The organism is Rhizobium sp. M10, from assembly GCF_002531955.1.
Taxonomy (GTDB): domain Bacteria; phylum Pseudomonadota; class Alphaproteobacteria; order Rhizobiales; family Rhizobiaceae; genus Rhizobium; species Rhizobium etli_C.
Genome location: NZ_NWTA01000001.1, coordinates 307,375 through 322,386, shown reverse-complemented (window position 1 = coordinate 322,386; position 15,012 = coordinate 307,375). Strand labels below are relative to the sequence as shown.

10 protein-coding genes, 1 tRNA gene and 1 pseudogene are annotated in these 15,012 nt (G+C 61.5%); 2 read left to right on the top strand and 10 right to left on the bottom strand.

What is annotated here, in order from left to right:
* The first annotated feature begins 92 nt into the window (after positions 1-92).
* Complete coding sequence (locus tag CO671_RS01530) at positions 93-917, top strand: VCBS domain-containing protein (RefSeq protein ID WP_097604037.1); 825 nt, start codon at positions 93-95, stop codon at positions 915-917.
* 423 nt (positions 918-1,340) lie between these two features.
* Here CO671_RS01530 and CO671_RS01525 read toward each other — a convergent pair.
* Both CO671_RS01525 and mnmA read right to left on the bottom strand, forming a co-directional pair.
* Positions 1,341-1,417, bottom strand: a tRNA-Met gene (locus CO671_RS01525).
* A 139-nt stretch (positions 1,418-1,556) separates the two neighbouring features.
* Positions 1,557-2,753, bottom strand: a pseudogene (gene mnmA, locus CO671_RS01520) (tRNA 2-thiouridine(34) synthase MnmA); the annotation flags it as partial.
* A 497-nt stretch (positions 2,754-3,250) separates the two neighbouring features.
* On the opposite strand from mnmA, the gene CO671_RS01515 reads away from it, so the two are divergent.
* Positions 3,251-3,517, top strand: coding sequence for a hypothetical protein (locus CO671_RS01515; RefSeq protein WP_010035567.1), 267 nt, complete (start codon positions 3,251-3,253; stop codon positions 3,515-3,517).
* An 80-nt stretch (positions 3,518-3,597) separates the two neighbouring features.
* On the opposite strand, the gene serA is transcribed toward CO671_RS01515, so the two are convergent.
* From serA to pal, 8 genes are all read right to left on the bottom strand, one after another.
* Positions 3,598-5,193 (bottom strand): phosphoglycerate dehydrogenase, encoded by a 1,596-nt coding sequence (serA, locus tag CO671_RS01510; protein ID WP_010035565.1) that lies wholly within the window; start codon positions 5,191-5,193, stop codon positions 3,598-3,600.
* A 77-nt stretch (positions 5,194-5,270) separates the two neighbouring features.
* Entirely contained in the window at positions 5,271-6,449 is a 1,179-nt protein-coding gene (locus tag CO671_RS01505; RefSeq protein ID WP_097604035.1) for a phosphoserine transaminase, read from the bottom strand.
* Positions 6,450-6,635: 186 nt separating this feature from the next.
* Complete coding sequence (locus tag CO671_RS01500) at positions 6,636-7,472, bottom strand: outer membrane protein (RefSeq protein ID WP_097604034.1); 837 nt, start codon at positions 7,470-7,472, stop codon at positions 6,636-6,638.
* A gap of 676 nt (positions 7,473-8,148) precedes the next feature.
* On the bottom strand, positions 8,149-9,501 hold the full coding sequence (gene glmM, locus CO671_RS01490) for a phosphoglucosamine mutase (RefSeq protein WP_064683357.1): 1,353 nt from the start codon (positions 9,499-9,501) through the stop codon (positions 8,149-8,151).
* Positions 9,502-9,743: 242 nt separating this feature from the next.
* A complete protein-coding gene (gene ftsH, locus CO671_RS01485; RefSeq protein ID WP_038691074.1) occupies positions 9,744-11,675 on the bottom strand; it encodes an ATP-dependent zinc metalloprotease FtsH in 1,932 nt (643 codons plus the stop codon).
* A 96-nt stretch (positions 11,676-11,771) separates the two neighbouring features.
* The gene (gene tilS / locus CO671_RS01480) at positions 11,772-13,253 is read right to left on the bottom strand and encodes a tRNA lysidine(34) synthetase TilS (protein WP_097604032.1); all 1,482 of its coding nucleotides are present in this window, start codon (positions 13,251-13,253) and stop codon (positions 11,772-11,774) included.
* 11 nt (positions 13,254-13,264) lie between these two features.
* Positions 13,265-14,254, bottom strand: a complete 990-nt coding sequence (gene ybgF / locus CO671_RS01475) for a tol-pal system protein YbgF (RefSeq protein ID WP_097604031.1) — start codon at positions 14,252-14,254, stop codon at positions 13,265-13,267.
* A 159-nt stretch (positions 14,255-14,413) separates the two neighbouring features.
* Entirely contained in the window at positions 14,414-14,947 is a 534-nt protein-coding gene (gene pal, locus CO671_RS01470; RefSeq protein ID WP_097583794.1) for a peptidoglycan-associated lipoprotein Pal, read from the bottom strand.
* Positions 14,948-15,012 lie beyond the last annotated feature (65 nt).

The window sequence follows — 15,012 nt, the reverse complement described above, 5'->3', positions numbered from 1 at the left end:
CAGGCTGAATTGATCTGATGCTGGTCAAAATCTCGTTGCCAAGCACCCGATAGGGTTGCATGTTTAAACAGAACTTCAGACGGGAGGTAGAAATGGCAAACCACAAGCCGGTCGCAGCGGACGTATACCAGCCCATTTTCGACATCGACAAGCCGGTTGACGGCAACATCCTGGACGGTTCCAGGGATGCCGACGGAGATCTTCTGCGTCTCAACTTCGTGAACGGGCAGCGAATTCCGCAACCGGCCAATTCGGATGGACGGACCACGACGACGATCGAGGGAAAATACGGCACGCTGACCGTCTATTCCGACGGCTACTACACCTATGAACTCGATCACTCCAATCCCGTGGTATTGGCGCTCGGCCCGGGAGATCAACTCCTCGATCAGTTCAATTTCAAGATCTCGGACGGCAAAGGCGCCACCGACTTCGGCTTGCTCAATATCACTGTCGATCTGCCGGAGCGTGGCGACATCTTCGTCAATTTCGAGGATGTCGGCAAATATGATTTCCCCACAGGCTACAAGGGCTTCGATTGGGGCGCTTGGCACGATGGTGACGATGCAGTGATACAAAAGGAAGCCGACGGCAACCATTATCTGTCAGGCGGCGTCTTCTGGACACCCATCCAGGCCGCCGACGGCGGCACCTTCCAGATCGAGCAATTCAGCGTGGCAAATGGCACATCCGATTATGACAACGTTCTGACGATCGAAGGTAGGCTGAACGGCGATACCGTGTACTTGGTTACGGTCAACGTGACCGCCGACAGCATTCATGACCCGCAAGTGATTGATCTCAGCGCCTATGGCCAGATCGACTATCTCGTGCTCGACACCGAGCCCGTCATCACCGAAACGAGCGGCCCCGACTATTATGGTGCGCAATACGACAACTTCCACTTTGTCGTTTGAGAGAGAGAAAACGGGCGCCGCATCGCTAAACATTGCATCTTTCCGAGCGCGCGCTGCAGCGACGATCCAGTAGCGATTTCTTGCGATAGCTGATCGACCTGCGCCCTGCTAGCAATAGATCGTCCGAGGAGGGACGATTATCTGGGATGGAGGAACTGATGCAGTCAATGGGAATCAGGTTAGCCGCGGTCATGTTCTCGCTGGCCTTATGGGCAATTATTATCGCTGCTGCATCCCATCTCTGGGCGATGAAAATGCCAATCTTGCATTTTATGCTCTACAGATAGTGCTGGCCTCGGCGTCAGCGAAATCCCGAGGTTATTGTCCTGTCGCCGCGCCTTTTGGCGGAGGGACACCCTACCGCGGCCGTCGGAACCAGCTCAAAATCGAGCTGCCAGAATCGCAAATTCTGCAATGAAGAGATGGTAGCGGAGGAGGGATTTGAACCCCCGACACAAGGATTATGATTCCTCTGCTCTGACCTACTGAGCTACTCCGCCACTGGTCAAACGATACCTGCTCGCGAAGCGCTGCGGGCTCGTGGGATGAGCGGCTTATAAGGTGCGCTTCGGCTTTGTGTCAAGCGCATGATGGAGAAAAACGCCCGCCTTTGTTGGCGGTCGTTTCCTGAGGGTTTAAAGCGGCGACGGGGCTGGCGAGCAGCGCCTTGAGCGAAGCCTCGGCCGAGGGTTCGCGCTCGGAGCGCTCGATGAAGCCGCCGCCGAAGACGCGGGCGTCGTCGCCGGGCGCGGAATAGAGCGCGCAGGCCTGGCCGGGTGCGATACCAGCCTCGCCGACCGTCAGATCGACATAGGTGCCGGTGGAATCGACATGCAGCACGGCGGGTGCCGGCGCCCTGGTCGAGCGGACCTTGGCGTAACAGGCAAAGCCTTCGCCGGACGCTGCTTCCGCAAGCGTCTCGTCGCCCAGCCAGTTGACGTCGCGCAGATAGACGCGGTGGGTTTCCAGCGCCTCCTTCGGCCCGACGATGACGCGGCGCGAGCGGGCATCGAGATAGACGACGTAAAGCGGTTCGCCGGTGGCGATGCCGATGCCGCGGCGCTGGCCGATGGTGAAATGCAGGATGCCTTCATGGCTTCCCAATACGCGGCCGTCGAGATGGACGATCTCGCCGGCGAGCGCCGCATTCGGCTTCAGCTTGGTGATGATATCGGAATATTTGCCCTGCGGCACGAAGCAGATGTCCTGGCTGTCGGCCTTCTTGGCGACGACGAGGCCCATCTCTTCGGCCAGCCGGCGGGTCTCGGCCTTCGGCAGGCCGCCGAGCGGAAAGCGCAGATAGTCGATCTGCTCCTGCGTCGTGGCGAACAGGAAATAGCTCTGGTCGCGGTCGGCGTCGGCCGGACGGAACAGCGCGCGGCGGCCGGGATGTTCGAGCGAAGGGTTCGGCCGCGAACGGATATAGTGGCCGGTCGCCAGCGCATCGGCGCCGAGTTCCTTGGCGGTCGCCAGCAGATCGGCGAACTTGACGGTCTGGTTGCAGGAGACGCAGGGGATCGGCGTTTCGCCGGCCACATAGCTTTCGGCGAAGGGATTGATCACCGTCTCGCGAAAGCGCTTTTCGTAATCGAGCACATAATGCGGAATGCCGAGCGTCTCGCAGACGCGGCGGGCATCGTCGATATCCTGGCCGGCGCAGCAGGACCCGGCGCGATGAACGGCGGCGCCATGATCGTAAAGCTGCAGTGTAATGCCGAGCACGTCGTAACCCTGCTGTTTGAGAAGGCCGGCCACGACGGAGGAATCGACGCCGCCCGACATGGCGACGACGACGCGGGTCTCTTCCGGCTTCTTATCAAAATCCAGTGTGTTCAACGGTGGTGCCAAATTCTGTGCGCTCATCATCCGCCCTTGCGCTGCAATTGCGGCGGATTGCTGTATCAGGCGGGATCGGCCGCCTTTCGATAAGCGATCGATATAGAAAGGATTGTATCGGGACGCAAGGGGCGGCGTTCGGACGGCCGATCGTTTCGCCAGTGAGAAAGGAAGGCGCGGCCGAAGCCACGCCTTGAAAGCGGGGGTGCGGCTCAGGTGCCGATCAGCTTGTTGCAGGCGAATGCGATGCCTGGATTGGCGATCACGGCGGTCATGAGCGCCAGTCCGATTATCGAGAATGAATAGCGTTTCATATGCATCCTCCTTCCAGCCGATGCGAATTATGCCGCTCCGGCCGCCGTTCTCAAAATAACGAATGCTTGAGCAGCCGGCTCAACCGGAAATCGTTGAGCAAATAATTATCGCCCTATGGAACTATTCTTTCGATCATGCGTTCCGGGTGATCAATGTCGCAATCGAATGCTGCGGAGGGTATAATGGCCAGGTTCGGCACGACGGCGGATTACAACAGGATCAGACACTGGATCGAAGAGCGAGGCGGCCATCCCGCCCGCATCAAGGACGCGAGCGACAGCGAAACCGTCCGCGTCGATTTTTCCTCGGAAACGCAGGAGGAGATTTCCTGGGACGAATTCTTCCAGGGTCTCGACGGCAGCAGGCGCGCCTTCCTTCATCGCACCAAGGCTGAGGACGATAGAGCCCGTTTTGGCAAGATCGTCCGCCGCAAGCGCTTGCCTCACTGAAATATACCCATTGCGGGACGCAGAAAACCCGGCGCCGTTTCCGGCGCCGGGTTTTCCCTGTTTCCTTGGGAGGAGGAAACTCAGTCTATGTTGAATGTCAGCAGCTTTGCCTGGCGGATTGCCTGGTGCGCCGTCAGCCGTTCGAGCACGCCGTCCTCCACCTCGCCGTCGACATAGAGCAGCGCGATGGCGTCGCCGCCCTGCTTGTCGCGGCCGAGCTGGAAGTTGGCGATGTTGACGCCGGCAGTACCGAGCGTCGTGCCGATGAAGCCGATCATGCCAGGGACGTCGGTATTGGTGATGTAGATCATGTGCGAGCCGACATCGGCATCGAGATTGATGCCCTTGATCTGGATGAAACGCGGCTTGCCATCCGAAAACACCGTGCCGGCGATCGAACGCGTCATGCTCTCGGTCGTCACCGTCAGCTTGATATAGCCGTCGAAGACGCCCGTCTTGTCGCGCTTGACCTCGGAAAGCACGATGCCCTTTTCCTTGATCATGATCGGCGCCGAAACCATGTTGACGTCGGCGACCTGCGGGCGGATGAGACCGGCGAGAACCGCGCTCGTCAGCGCCCGCGTGTTCATGTTGGCGGTGACGCCGTCATAAAGGATCTCGATTTCCTTGATCGGCTCCTCGGTGACCTGGCCGACGAAGGCGCCGAGAACGTCGGCAAGTCGGATGAAAGGCTTGAGGATCGGCGCTTCTTCCGCGGTGATCGACGGCATGTTGATGGCGTTGGAGACCGCACCCTTGACGAGATAGTCCGACATCTGTTCGGCCACCTGCAGAGCGACGTTTTCCTGCGCCTCGGTCGTCGAAGCGCCGAGATGCGGCGTGCAGACGACATTCGGCAGGCCGAAGAGCGGGCTTTCCTTGGCGGGTTCGACCTCGAACACGTCGAAGGCAGCACCGGCGACATGGCCGGACTTGATGGCTTCGGCCAAGGCTGCCTCATCGACCAGGCCGCCGCGGGCGCAGTTGATGATGCGCACGCCGGGCTTGGTCTTCGCCAGCGCTTCCTTGTTGAGGATGCCGCGCGTCCTGTCGGTCATCGGCACGTGCAGCGTGATGAAATCAGCCCGGGCGAAAAGCTCGTCCAGCTCGACCTTGGTGACGCCCATTTCCTCGGCGCGCTCCTTGGAGAGGAACGGGTCATAGGCGACGACATGCATCTTGAGGCCGATGGCGCGGGCGCAGACGATCGAGCCGATATTGCCGGCGCCGATGACGCCGAGCGTCTTGCCGGTGATCTCGACACCCATGAATTTCGACTTTTCCCACTTGCCGGCCTGCGTCGAGGTATCGGCTGCCGGAAGCTGGCGGGCGACGGCGAACATCAGCGCGATCGCGTGTTCGGCGGTGGTGATCGAGTTGCCGAACGGCGTGTTCATGACGATGATGCCGCGGCGCGAGGCGGCCGGAATATCGACATTGTCGACGCCGATGCCGGCGCGGCCGACGACCTTGAGGTTCTTCGCCCCTTCGATGATCTTTTCGGTCACCTTGGTGGCGGAACGGATGGCCAGGCCATCATATTTGCCGATGACTTCGAGCAGACGGTCCTTGTCCTTGCCGAGCTGCGGTTCGAAATCGACTTCGACGCCGCGATCGCGGAAGATCTGGACGGCGGTTTCCGACAATTCGTCGGATACGAGAACGCGAGGTGCCATGAGGGACTCCTTCAAAAATGTTCAGCGATGGATGAAATCAAGGGCTCCGCCCTGTGGCGGAGCCGGATGCGATCACATCAGGCAGCAGCCTGAGAGAGCTGCGCCTTCTGCGTTTCGAAGGCCCAGGAAAGCCAGGGCATCAGCTTCTGCATGTCGGATGCCTCGATCGTAGCACCCGCCCAGATGCGCAGACCCGACGGTGCGTCGCGGTAATGGCCGATGTCATAGGCGACACCTTCCTTTTCCAGCAGGCCGACCAGACCCTTGGCGAAATTCGCCTGGCCATCGTCGTCGAGCGCCGCGATGTCCTTGTCGATGATCTTCAGGCAGACGGAGGTGTTGGAGGCCGTTTCCGCCTTGACGGCGAGATTGGCGATCCAGTCGTTCGCCGCGACGAAATCGTGGATGACCTTGGCATTGGCATCGGCGCGCGCGATCAGCGCCTTGAGACCGCCGAGATCTTTGGCCCAGAGCAGTGCATCGATATAGTCCTCGACGCAGAGCATCGACGGCGTATTGATCGTCTCGCCCTGGAAGATGCCTTCCGTCAGCTTGCCGCCCGAGGTCATGCGGAAGATCTTCGGCAGCGGCCAAGCCGGCGTGTAGGTGGTGAGGCGCTCGACGGCACGCGGCGAAAGAATGATGACGCCGTGTGCGCCCTCGCCGCCCAGAACCTTCTGCCAGGAGAAGGTGACGACATCGAGCTTGGCGAAATCGAGTTGCTGGGCGAAAGCGGCCGAGGTGGCGTCGCAGATCGTCAGGCCCTTGCGGTCGGCGGGGATGAAATCACCGTTCGGCACGCGCACGCCCGAGGTCGTGCCGTTCCAGGTGAAGACGACGTCGCGATCGAAATCGACGGCCGAGAGATCGGGAAGCTCGCCGTAACCGGCTTCGAGCCTGCGCACATCCTTGAGCTTCAGCTGCTTGACGACATCGGTGACCCAGCCGGCGCCGAAGCTTTCCCAGGCGAGCATGTCGACGCCGCGCTCGCCGAGCAGCGACCAGAGCGCCATTTCGACGGCGCCGGTGTCGGAGGCCGGAACGATGCCGATGCGGTAATCCGCCGGCACTTCGAGAATTTCACGGGTAAGGTCGATGGCCTGCTTGAGCTTGGCCTTGCCGACCTTCGCGCGGTGCGAACGGCCAAGGGCCGCGTCGGAAAGGGCTTCGAGCGACCAACCGGGGCGCTTCGAGCAGGGGCCAGAAGAAAAATGGGTATTGTGCGGACGGATGTCCGGCTTTGCGGTCTTCGCCATGATGCTATCCTCTCAGATAGAAAGCCCTTCGTTGGGGAAGGGTGTCCCGCCGCCGTGTCTATGGATCGGCGGCGTCATAGTCAAGACCGAAGCGTCGCAGAGGGAAGATATTTTGACGCAGGCGGAGTGGCGGAACTGAAAAAAGCCGCCCTGCTGGGGCGGCTTTCTGATGCAAGCGGATTGAATTTACTTGTAGACCGGCTGCTGCAACGGGATTTCCGGCGGCGGTTCGTAGCTCGCCTGGGCGCATCCGCCGAAGAGGTAGCGGCCACCGACGCGGACTTCATGGGCGCTCAGGCCCTTGTCGCGGCCCGGACCGCCGTTTTCGGCATAGCCGAACATATTGCCGCCATCGATATGCAGGTAGCGGTAGCCGACATCGGCCTTGAAGTTGCAGGTCACGTCGACCGAGGCGCCGGCCATGAGGGCATAGGTGAAGCGCCAGTTGCCCTTGCCGCCATGGGTGACCTCGTCGTCGCAGAAGCTGCCGTCATCGGCGCAGGCGACGTTGCGCAGGTTTTTCCACTTGACGTAGGATCCGCCGATACCGGCGCCGACATAAGGCGTGACGTAGCCGTAGGTGCCGAGATCGACATAGGCGTTGGCGAGCAGCGTGTAGGCGGTGAGCGAAGAGCGGTCGGTCGAGGTGCAATCCACCAGCGGGAAGCCGCACTGCCCGACCGTCGAGCCGCGGAAGTCGGCCTGGGTGAGATAATCGAAGGTCAGATCGGTGCGCAGGTAGCTGTTGATCTGGTAACCGACACCGCCGCCGATCGTCCATGCGTCGTCGAGGTCAGCGTCGTCGAAATCGACTTCAGTGGCATTGCTGCCCTGGAAATAGCGGGCGCCGCGCAGATCGGTAAAGGCGTAACCGACATCGCCGCGCAGGTACCAGCCCGTCGCTTCACTGACCGTCACTTCGGGCGGCTGCTCCGGGATGGGCTCGGCCGGAGCGAAGTCCGCGGAATAGGCATTTGTCGCGATCAACAATGCCGCGAAGATGCCGGACAAGCTTCTTTTCATGGATCCCACTCCAAAATCCGTTGCATCGGCAGGCTCAAGTCGCCGCCAATCTGATACGCTTCGTATGGATAATGAACCGGAAACGTTAAAAGCTGCTTAACCACGATTATTTACTGTAGATCTTGAAGCTTCCGGCAAAGGAAACATGGATTGCTGCGGTAGAAGTCTTGGAAACGACGACCTGACGAGACCATTTGGCTGGATAGCGCACCGGCTCTTCCCGTAATCTTCGCCCAGCCATGGCACTGCATATGAGCCCCGGCGAGTGATAAATTGGCGAGGACGTTTCCCCACCCGCCCTCATTCCTGTGCTCGTCACAGGAATGAGGGCGGGTGGGTTGATGCTTGCGCTAGATTTTCCACCCTAGATGTTTAGTCCCGGCATTTGCTGGAGCGTAGCGTCGAATAAATCTTCACGAGCAAGCACGCCCATCAGCCGCACGGCACGTCGGTTAGCCCTCATCCTGAGGTACCCCGAAGGGGCCTCGAAGGACGGGGGCGGGTGGCTGCGCACGTACAGCCATCCGAATTGTTGGATCGCGCCCCGGTGGCCGGCCTCGTCCTTCGAGGCCCCTGCGGGGCGCCTCAGGATGAGGGCGGAGAGAGGGCCTCGTTCATTCTCCAAGCATCGGCCCAAACGGCCAACCATGCCGCCGAGCCTGATCTGCCCTAAAATTCAGGCAGCGGTCCGGACGTTTGAAATCGTGCCGATCAGCTCGTTGACGATGCGCTCGATCTGGGCGCGATCGTCGCCCTCGGCCATGACGCGGATCAGCGGCTCGGTGCCGGAGGGGCGGATGACCAGCCGGCCGGTCTTGGCAAGCTCGGCTTCGGCATCGGCGATCGCCTTCTGCACCTGAATATCCTCCAGCGGCTTGCCGCCGCTGATGCGGACATTGCGCAGCAGCTGCGGCACCGGCTCGAAGCGGCGGCAGACCTCGCTGACGGTCCTGCCGGTGCGTTTGACGGCGGCAAGGATCTGCAGTGCGGCAACCAGGCCGTCGCCCGTCGTGCCGTAATCCGACAGCACGATATGGCCCGACTGCTCGCCGCCGACATTGTAGTTGTGCTGGCGCATATGCTCGACGACATAACGGTCGCCGACCTTGGTGCGGGCGAGCGCCATGCCGCGCTCGTCGAGAAAGCGCTCGAGGCCGAGGTTGGACATGACAGTGGCGACGATGCCATTGCCACGCAGCTGCTGGCTCTCGGCCCAGCTCTCAGCAATGACGGCCATCAGCTGGTCGCCGTCGACGATCGATCCATTCTCATCGATGATAATGACGCGGTCTGCATCGCCATCGAGCGCGATGCCGATATCGGCCCGCACCTCGTCGACCTTCTTCTGCAGCGCGACCGGGCTGGTGGAGCCGCAATTGAGATTGATATTGGTGCCGTTCGGCTCGTTGCCGATGGTGACGACGTCGGCGCCGAGCTCCCAGAGCACGGCAGGCGCCACCTTATAGGCGGCGCCGTTGGCGCAGTCGATGGCGATCCGCAGGCCCTGCAGGGTCACGTCGCGCGGCAGCGTGCGCTTGGCGTGTTCGATGTAACGATCATGCACGCCGTCGACGCGCTTGGCGCGGCCGATGTCATCGGACTTGGCGAGCTGCGTGCTCAGATCCTTTTCGAGCAAATCCTCGATCTCGGCCTCGATGTCGTCGGACAGCTTATAGCCGTCGGGGCCGAACAGCTTGATGCCGTTATCCTCATAGGGATTGTGCGAAGCCGAGATCATCACGCCGATATCGCAGCGCAGCGAACGGGTCAGCATGGCGACGGCAGGCGTCGGGATCGGGCCGAGAATGAAGGCATCGAGACCGGCGGCGGTGAAGCCTGCGACCATGGCGTTTTCGAGCATATAGCCGGAAAGGCGCGTATCCTTGCCGATGACGACGCGATGGCGATGGTTGCCGCGGCGGAAGATCGTGCCGGCGGCGATGCCGACCCGCATGGCGAGATCCGGTGTCATCGGGAAGACATTGGATTGGCCGCGAATGCCGTCGGTCCCGAAATAGCGTCTTTTCATCTACACTCCTGCACTTTCCGCGCGCCATCCAAGGCAGCGCACCGTTCCAAGCGAATCTGGCTTCAATGGAATGTCGTCAATCCAGGAGCGTGATTCATGCTTGCCTCAATTCAGCGGAATGCCACAAAATGCGGCGATCGGCACGTAAATTAGCAAGAAAAATGATTATATCCCGTTACCAATAGAAAAGGCCGGATCTCCCGCTTGGGAAATCCGGCCTTGTTGAAGATGGCGCTGGCGGCTCAATGCGGCTGCGGTTCGAGGCCGGCTTCGGGCTCGTCGCCCTTGGTCGCAGGCCGCGCGCCGGCCTTCGGCACCGCCGAACCACGGCTCGGCGGTGAGTCGTCGCCGAGATCGCGAGACGGCTTCTCGCCGCGAATCAGCGCCTTGATCTCTTCGCCGGTCAGCGTCTCGTATTCCAGCAGGCCTTCGGCGAGAGCGACGAATTCATCGTGCTTTTCCGTCAGGATCGTACGGGCCTGGGTATAGGCTTCGTCGATCAGACGGCGGACTTCATTGTCGATCTTCTGCGCGGTCGCTTCCGAAACATTCTTCGACTGCGAAACCGAGTGGCCGAGGAAGACCTCCTGCTGGTTCTCGCCATAGGCGACCTGACCGAGCTGATCGGAGAAGCCCCACTGGGTGACCATGGCGCGGGCAAGCTTGGTCGCCTGCTCGATGTCGGAGGAGGCACCCGAGGTGATGTTCTCCTTGCCGAAGGTGAGTTCTTCGGCGACACGGCCGCCCATCATGATGCAGAGGCGCGACACCATCCACTTGTAGCTCATCGAGTAGCGGTCGCCCTCGGGAAGCTGCATGACCATGCCGAGCGCACGGCCGCGCGGAATGATCGTCGCCTTGTGCAGCGGATCGGCGACGGCGACATTGAGCGCGGTGATGGCGTGGCCGGCTTCGTGATAGGCGGTGAGCTTCTTCTCCGCCTCGGTCATCGCCGAGGAGCGGCGCTCGGCGCCCATCATGATCTTGTCCTTGGCGTCCTCGAATTCCTGCATGGTGACGACACGCTTGTTGCGGCGGGCGGCCATCAGGGCGGCTTCGTTGACGAGGTTCATCAGGTCGGCGCCGGAGAAACCGGGCGTGCCGCGGGCGAGAACCTTGAGATCGACATTCGGCGCCAGCGGCACATTGCGGGCATGCACCTTGAGAATGCGCTCGCGCCCGACGATGTCCGGGTTTGGCACGACGACCTGACGGTCGAAACGGCCGGGACGCAGCAGCGCCGGGTCGAGAACGTCGGGACGGTTGGTGGCGGCGATCAGGATCACGCCTTCATTCGCCTCGAAGCCATCCATTTCGACCAGCAGCTGGTTCAGCGTCTGCTCGCGCTCGTCGTTGCCGCCGCCGAGACCGGCGCCACGATGGCGGCCGACCGCATCGATTTCGTCGATGAAGATGATGCAGGGCGCATTCTTCTTCGCCTGTTCGAACATGTCGCGGACGCGGCTTGCGCCGACGCCGACGAACATTTCGACGAAGTCGGAACCGGAAATCGTGAAGAACGGCACATTGGCCTCACCGGCGACCGAGCGGGCGAGCAGCGTCTTACCGGTGCCCGGAGGGCCGACGAGCAGCACGCCGCGCGGGATCTTGCCGCCGAGACGCTGGAATTTCTGCGGATCACGCAGGAATTCAACAATTTCTTCGAGATCCTGCTTGGCCTCGTCAACGCCGGCGACATCATCGAAGGTCACGCGGCCATGCGCTTCGGTCAGAAGCTTGGCCTTGGACTTGCCGAAGCCCATCGCGCCGCGCGAGCCACCCTGCATCTGCCGCATGAAGAACAGCCAGACGCCGAGAATGAGAAGCATCGGCAGGAGCGTGCCGAGATAGCTCAAAAACCCCGAGGAACCGTCCGTTTCCGGACGGGCGGAAACCAGGACATTCTTCTGCTGCAGGCGATCGAGCAGGCTGTCGTCGATTACAGGGGAGTAGGTCTGAAAGGTGGTGCCGTTTTCAACATAGCTTCCGGAAACACGGTTGCCCGTGACCACGACATCCTTCACCCGGCCCGCATCGACCTCACGCAGAAACTGCGAATAAGGGATTTCGCGGGAGCCCGTCTGCGCCGGCGCCGTCTGAAACATACTGAACAGGGCGATCAGCAGAAGCGCGATGATCGCCCACAAGGCAAAATTACGTAAGTTAGGGTTCATTGAACTCCCCAGCACTGGAACAGCCGCCTCATGGCGACCGTCTTATTCATTCTAACATAGGGTTGCGCCGTGCTGTTGCCAAGGCAATCCCCCAGGTCAGATGGTTTTTCCGTCAATACTTCTTAAAGGCGGTCCCGCATAGGGCGCCATCGCGAAAACCGCCGAAAGCCTATCGGCAAAGATGAAATCAAATCGTGTCAAAAAGCGGTCGAAGGGTGCGAAATAGGGCGCCAGACGGATCGAGCCGACAGATTCCAGAGATAGAGGGTGTCCATCGACGGAAAAAGCCGGCGCTGAGGCGACGGCACGCTTCCATGCCGCCTTGGGCAGGCCCCTGCTCCACTCCCCCTCATTCCTGTGCTCGTCACAGGAATCTTCCGCGCCTAAGTCGTTGGGCGCGGAAGACTCGTCCTGTTTTGTAGAGTCATTCACCGCGCCGACGCGCGGTGGCTGGATTCCTGTGACATCCCTCAGGCGAAGCCCTGAGGACACAGGAATGAGGGAGGAGCAGGCGGCCTGCGCTTCTATCCTTACGGTCGCTCCGGAGCCGTTTGCGGCTTCAAACCTCCCGTCCCAAACCCCCGCCTTCCCAGGGCGCAGCGTCAAAGGCAATATCCCCCGGCTCTCGCGCGAGAGATAAAGCCCATCACGCCTCAGATCGAACACCACTCGACCGACAGTCATCCGCCCCGGTTCCCCGCCGGTGACAAATGAGAGAAGGCGCTCCATATGCGCCCTCCCCGGCACGAATGGCTGTCCGCCGAAGACGGCTGTCAGACGGCCGAGCGCATAATCCAGAACTGCGCGATCCTGCCGCAAGGCATCAACAGATACCTGCCCAAGCAGGCCGCCGTGAAGCCTGAAGTGGCGGTCAAGCCATTCGGCTGCTGCGGACGACACAGCCAGCCGCGCTTCCCAGGCCGCGTGAATATCCATCTCCGTCGCTCGATCGGCGGATAGCTGCCGGCGCACCCGCACGCGCTCGTATTTCACATCCTCATTGCTGGGGTCGTCGATCCACGCCGCGTCCCGCTCTCTCAGAAAAGCCCGGATATCGGCCCGGCTGGAAAAGAGAAGCGGCCGCAAGATCCAGAACCGCCGGTCGAAGAGCACCGCATCGGCGATTCCCGATGAAAGCTGCTCCGTCCGCATGCCGCGCATCAGCAATGTTTCGCGCTGATCGTCGAGCGTATGGGCGGTGACGATGAGATTGGCGCCGAGCCTCTCTGCCGATTCCGCCAAGAGGTCGTAGCGAGCCTCGCGGGCCGCGGCCATGATGCCGGTTTTCGGCTTTTCGCCCCGCCAGGCAGCGATGATATGGGGAATGCCGAGCGATGCGCAGAGCGCTGCAACCTGTTGCGCTTCGTCCTCGGAGCCGGCGCGCAGCCCGTGATCGACGGTGGCAGCACAGAGGGAAATCTTGAGATGAGGCGCGGCCTTCATGGCTTCGTCGAGGAGGAGAAGCAGGCCGGTGGAATCGCTGCCGCCCGATATCGCGACGAGAATGCGCGCAGGACTTTGGAGCGATTCGAGAAACTGGAGGATCGCCGTATGAGGCGATGCGGCTTCCGGAGACATTCCGGAAGACCTCAGCAGGCGAGGCGTTTCTGTTCGCTCGCAACCTTGCCTATGACGGCGCGTGAAGCTTTCGGATAGCGCTTCGAGACCTCGCGCAGCGTCGCGCAGGCCGTTTCCTTATTATCAAGGGCAGCAAGCGACATGCCGAGTTTTAGCAGCATTTCCGGCGCCTTTTCCGAGCTGCCGTATTTCTGATGCGCGTTGAGGAAGGTCTTGGCCGCCTCGTTATATTTACCCTGCGAGTAGAGCGCTTCGCCGAGCCAGAAATTGGCGTCGGCGGCCCGCGCGCTGCTCGGGTAACGGGCGATGTATTGGTTGAATTCCTGCTCTGCCGTGCCGTAATCGCCTGAAAGCACGTGGCCGTACGCTGCCTTGTACTGATCCGCCTCACTGCCGAGTGAGGCCGTCTGCTGCGGCGTGCGGCCATTGGCATCGGGAATCGGGCCGGAGCCGATGCTGGCATTTTCGTCGACGGTTCCGCCAACCGGGTTGCCGTTCTGATCGAACTCGATCGAGCCAAGCTGCTTCGGCGGCTGGCCGAGGCCGGTATTATCGGGCACATCGGTGGAGGGAGCCGTTTCGGCTCCCTGCGGTGCTTGGATCACCCTGGCGACATCGTCGCCACCGGACGCTGCCGGAGCGGCATCAGTCTCGCTCTTCTTGACGGGAGCCTTGGCGCCACCGCCGCCGGCACCGGTCTTTTCGAGCTGCTGGAAGCGGAATTCATTGTCTTCCTGCTGCTTGCGGATCGTCTCCTGCATCTGCAGCAGCTGGAAGCTCATCTCCTCGATTCGGCCGTTCAGCTGCCGCAGCTGCTCTTCGAGCTGCTGCACGCGAACCTCGGCGTCGCCGCTCTGCACCTTGACAACGGGCGCTGACGCCTGGTTCTCCGCGGATCGGCCGCCGAGATGCAGCCCGAGGAACGAGGCCGAATAGGCCGCCCGTTCGCTCCCGGTCACAGCCGCGAGGCACAGCATGCCTGCCACGACAAGTTTCTTCATATGTATCGTCCTGTCCCAGTGATTCTTCGCGCCTTGAGGCACGAACAGGAGATTTTTCCAATTGCTGTCAAAAAGCAACGGAGTCTGGCCAAAGTGTGGTCAAAAAGAAAAGGCGGCCCCTGATGGGACCGCCTTTAGAAAACGAATTATATCGGCATATTACATGCCGGCGCCACCGAGCACGGTCACCGCGCGGCGGTTCTGCGACCAGCAGGAAATATCGTCGCAGACGGCGACCGGACGTTCCTTGCCGTAGGAGATCGTCTTCATGCGCTGCGCCGGAACGCCGCGCGAAGCGAGGTAATCCTTGGCAGCAGCGGCACGGCGGGCGCCGAGCGCGAGGTTGTACTCGCGCGTGCCGCGTTCGTCGGCATGACCTTCGACAGTGATCTGGTAGTTCGGGTAACGGCCGAGCCACTGCGCCTGACGGTCGAGCGTCTGCGAGGCATCGGCGCGGATCGACGAGGAGTCGGTATCGAAGAAGATGCGGTCGCCGACATTGACCGTGAAGTCCTGGGCCGAACCCGGCGTTGCGGCACCACCCGCGCCGGCGCCGAGGCCGAGCTCACCGGCGCTGTTCGGCGGCTTCTTGGCGCAGCTTGCAAGCGCGAGACCGGCCAGAAGCGCGATCATGACGGGGTTGCGGGCGAAATTCTGCATGCGGCTCATTGCCGGGGTGTGAATTCGGCTCATGGCCGGGTCTCCTTGCGATTTCAGGGTTTCCGGACAGTAACCGCACTCGGTTAACCGCCCCTCAA

What these genes read in the sequence shown, in the direction of transcription:
- ftsH (WP_038691074.1), bottom strand. Translation starts at nt 11,675, where the DNA reads ATGAACCCTAACTTACGTAATTTTGCCTTGTGGGCGATCATCGCGCTT.
- CO671_RS01505 (WP_097604035.1), bottom strand. Translation starts at nt 6,449, where the DNA reads ATGGCGAAGACCGCAAAGCCGGACATCCGTCCGCACAATACCCATTTT.
- ybgF (WP_097604031.1), bottom strand. Translation starts at nt 14,254, where the DNA reads ATGAAGAAACTTGTCGTGGCAGGCATGCTGTGCCTCGCGGCTGTGACC.
- glmM (WP_064683357.1), bottom strand. Translation starts at nt 9,501, where the DNA reads ATGAAAAGACGCTATTTCGGGACCGACGGCATTCGCGGCCAATCCAAT.
- pal (WP_097583794.1), bottom strand. Translation starts at nt 14,947, where the DNA reads ATGAGCCGAATTCACACCCCGGCAATGAGCCGCATGCAGAATTTCGCC.
- serA (WP_010035565.1), bottom strand. Translation starts at nt 5,193, where the DNA reads ATGGCACCTCGCGTTCTCGTATCCGACGAATTGTCGGAAACCGCCGTC.
- CO671_RS01515 (WP_010035567.1), top strand. Translation starts at nt 3,251, where the DNA reads ATGGCCAGGTTCGGCACGACGGCGGATTACAACAGGATCAGACACTGG.
- CO671_RS01500 (WP_097604034.1), bottom strand. Translation starts at nt 7,472, where the DNA reads ATGAAAAGAAGCTTGTCCGGCATCTTCGCGGCATTGTTGATCGCGACA.
- tilS (WP_097604032.1), bottom strand. Translation starts at nt 13,253, where the DNA reads ATGTCTCCGGAAGCCGCATCGCCTCATACGGCGATCCTCCAGTTTCTC.
- CO671_RS01530 (WP_097604037.1), top strand. Translation starts at nt 93, where the DNA reads ATGGCAAACCACAAGCCGGTCGCAGCGGACGTATACCAGCCCATTTTC.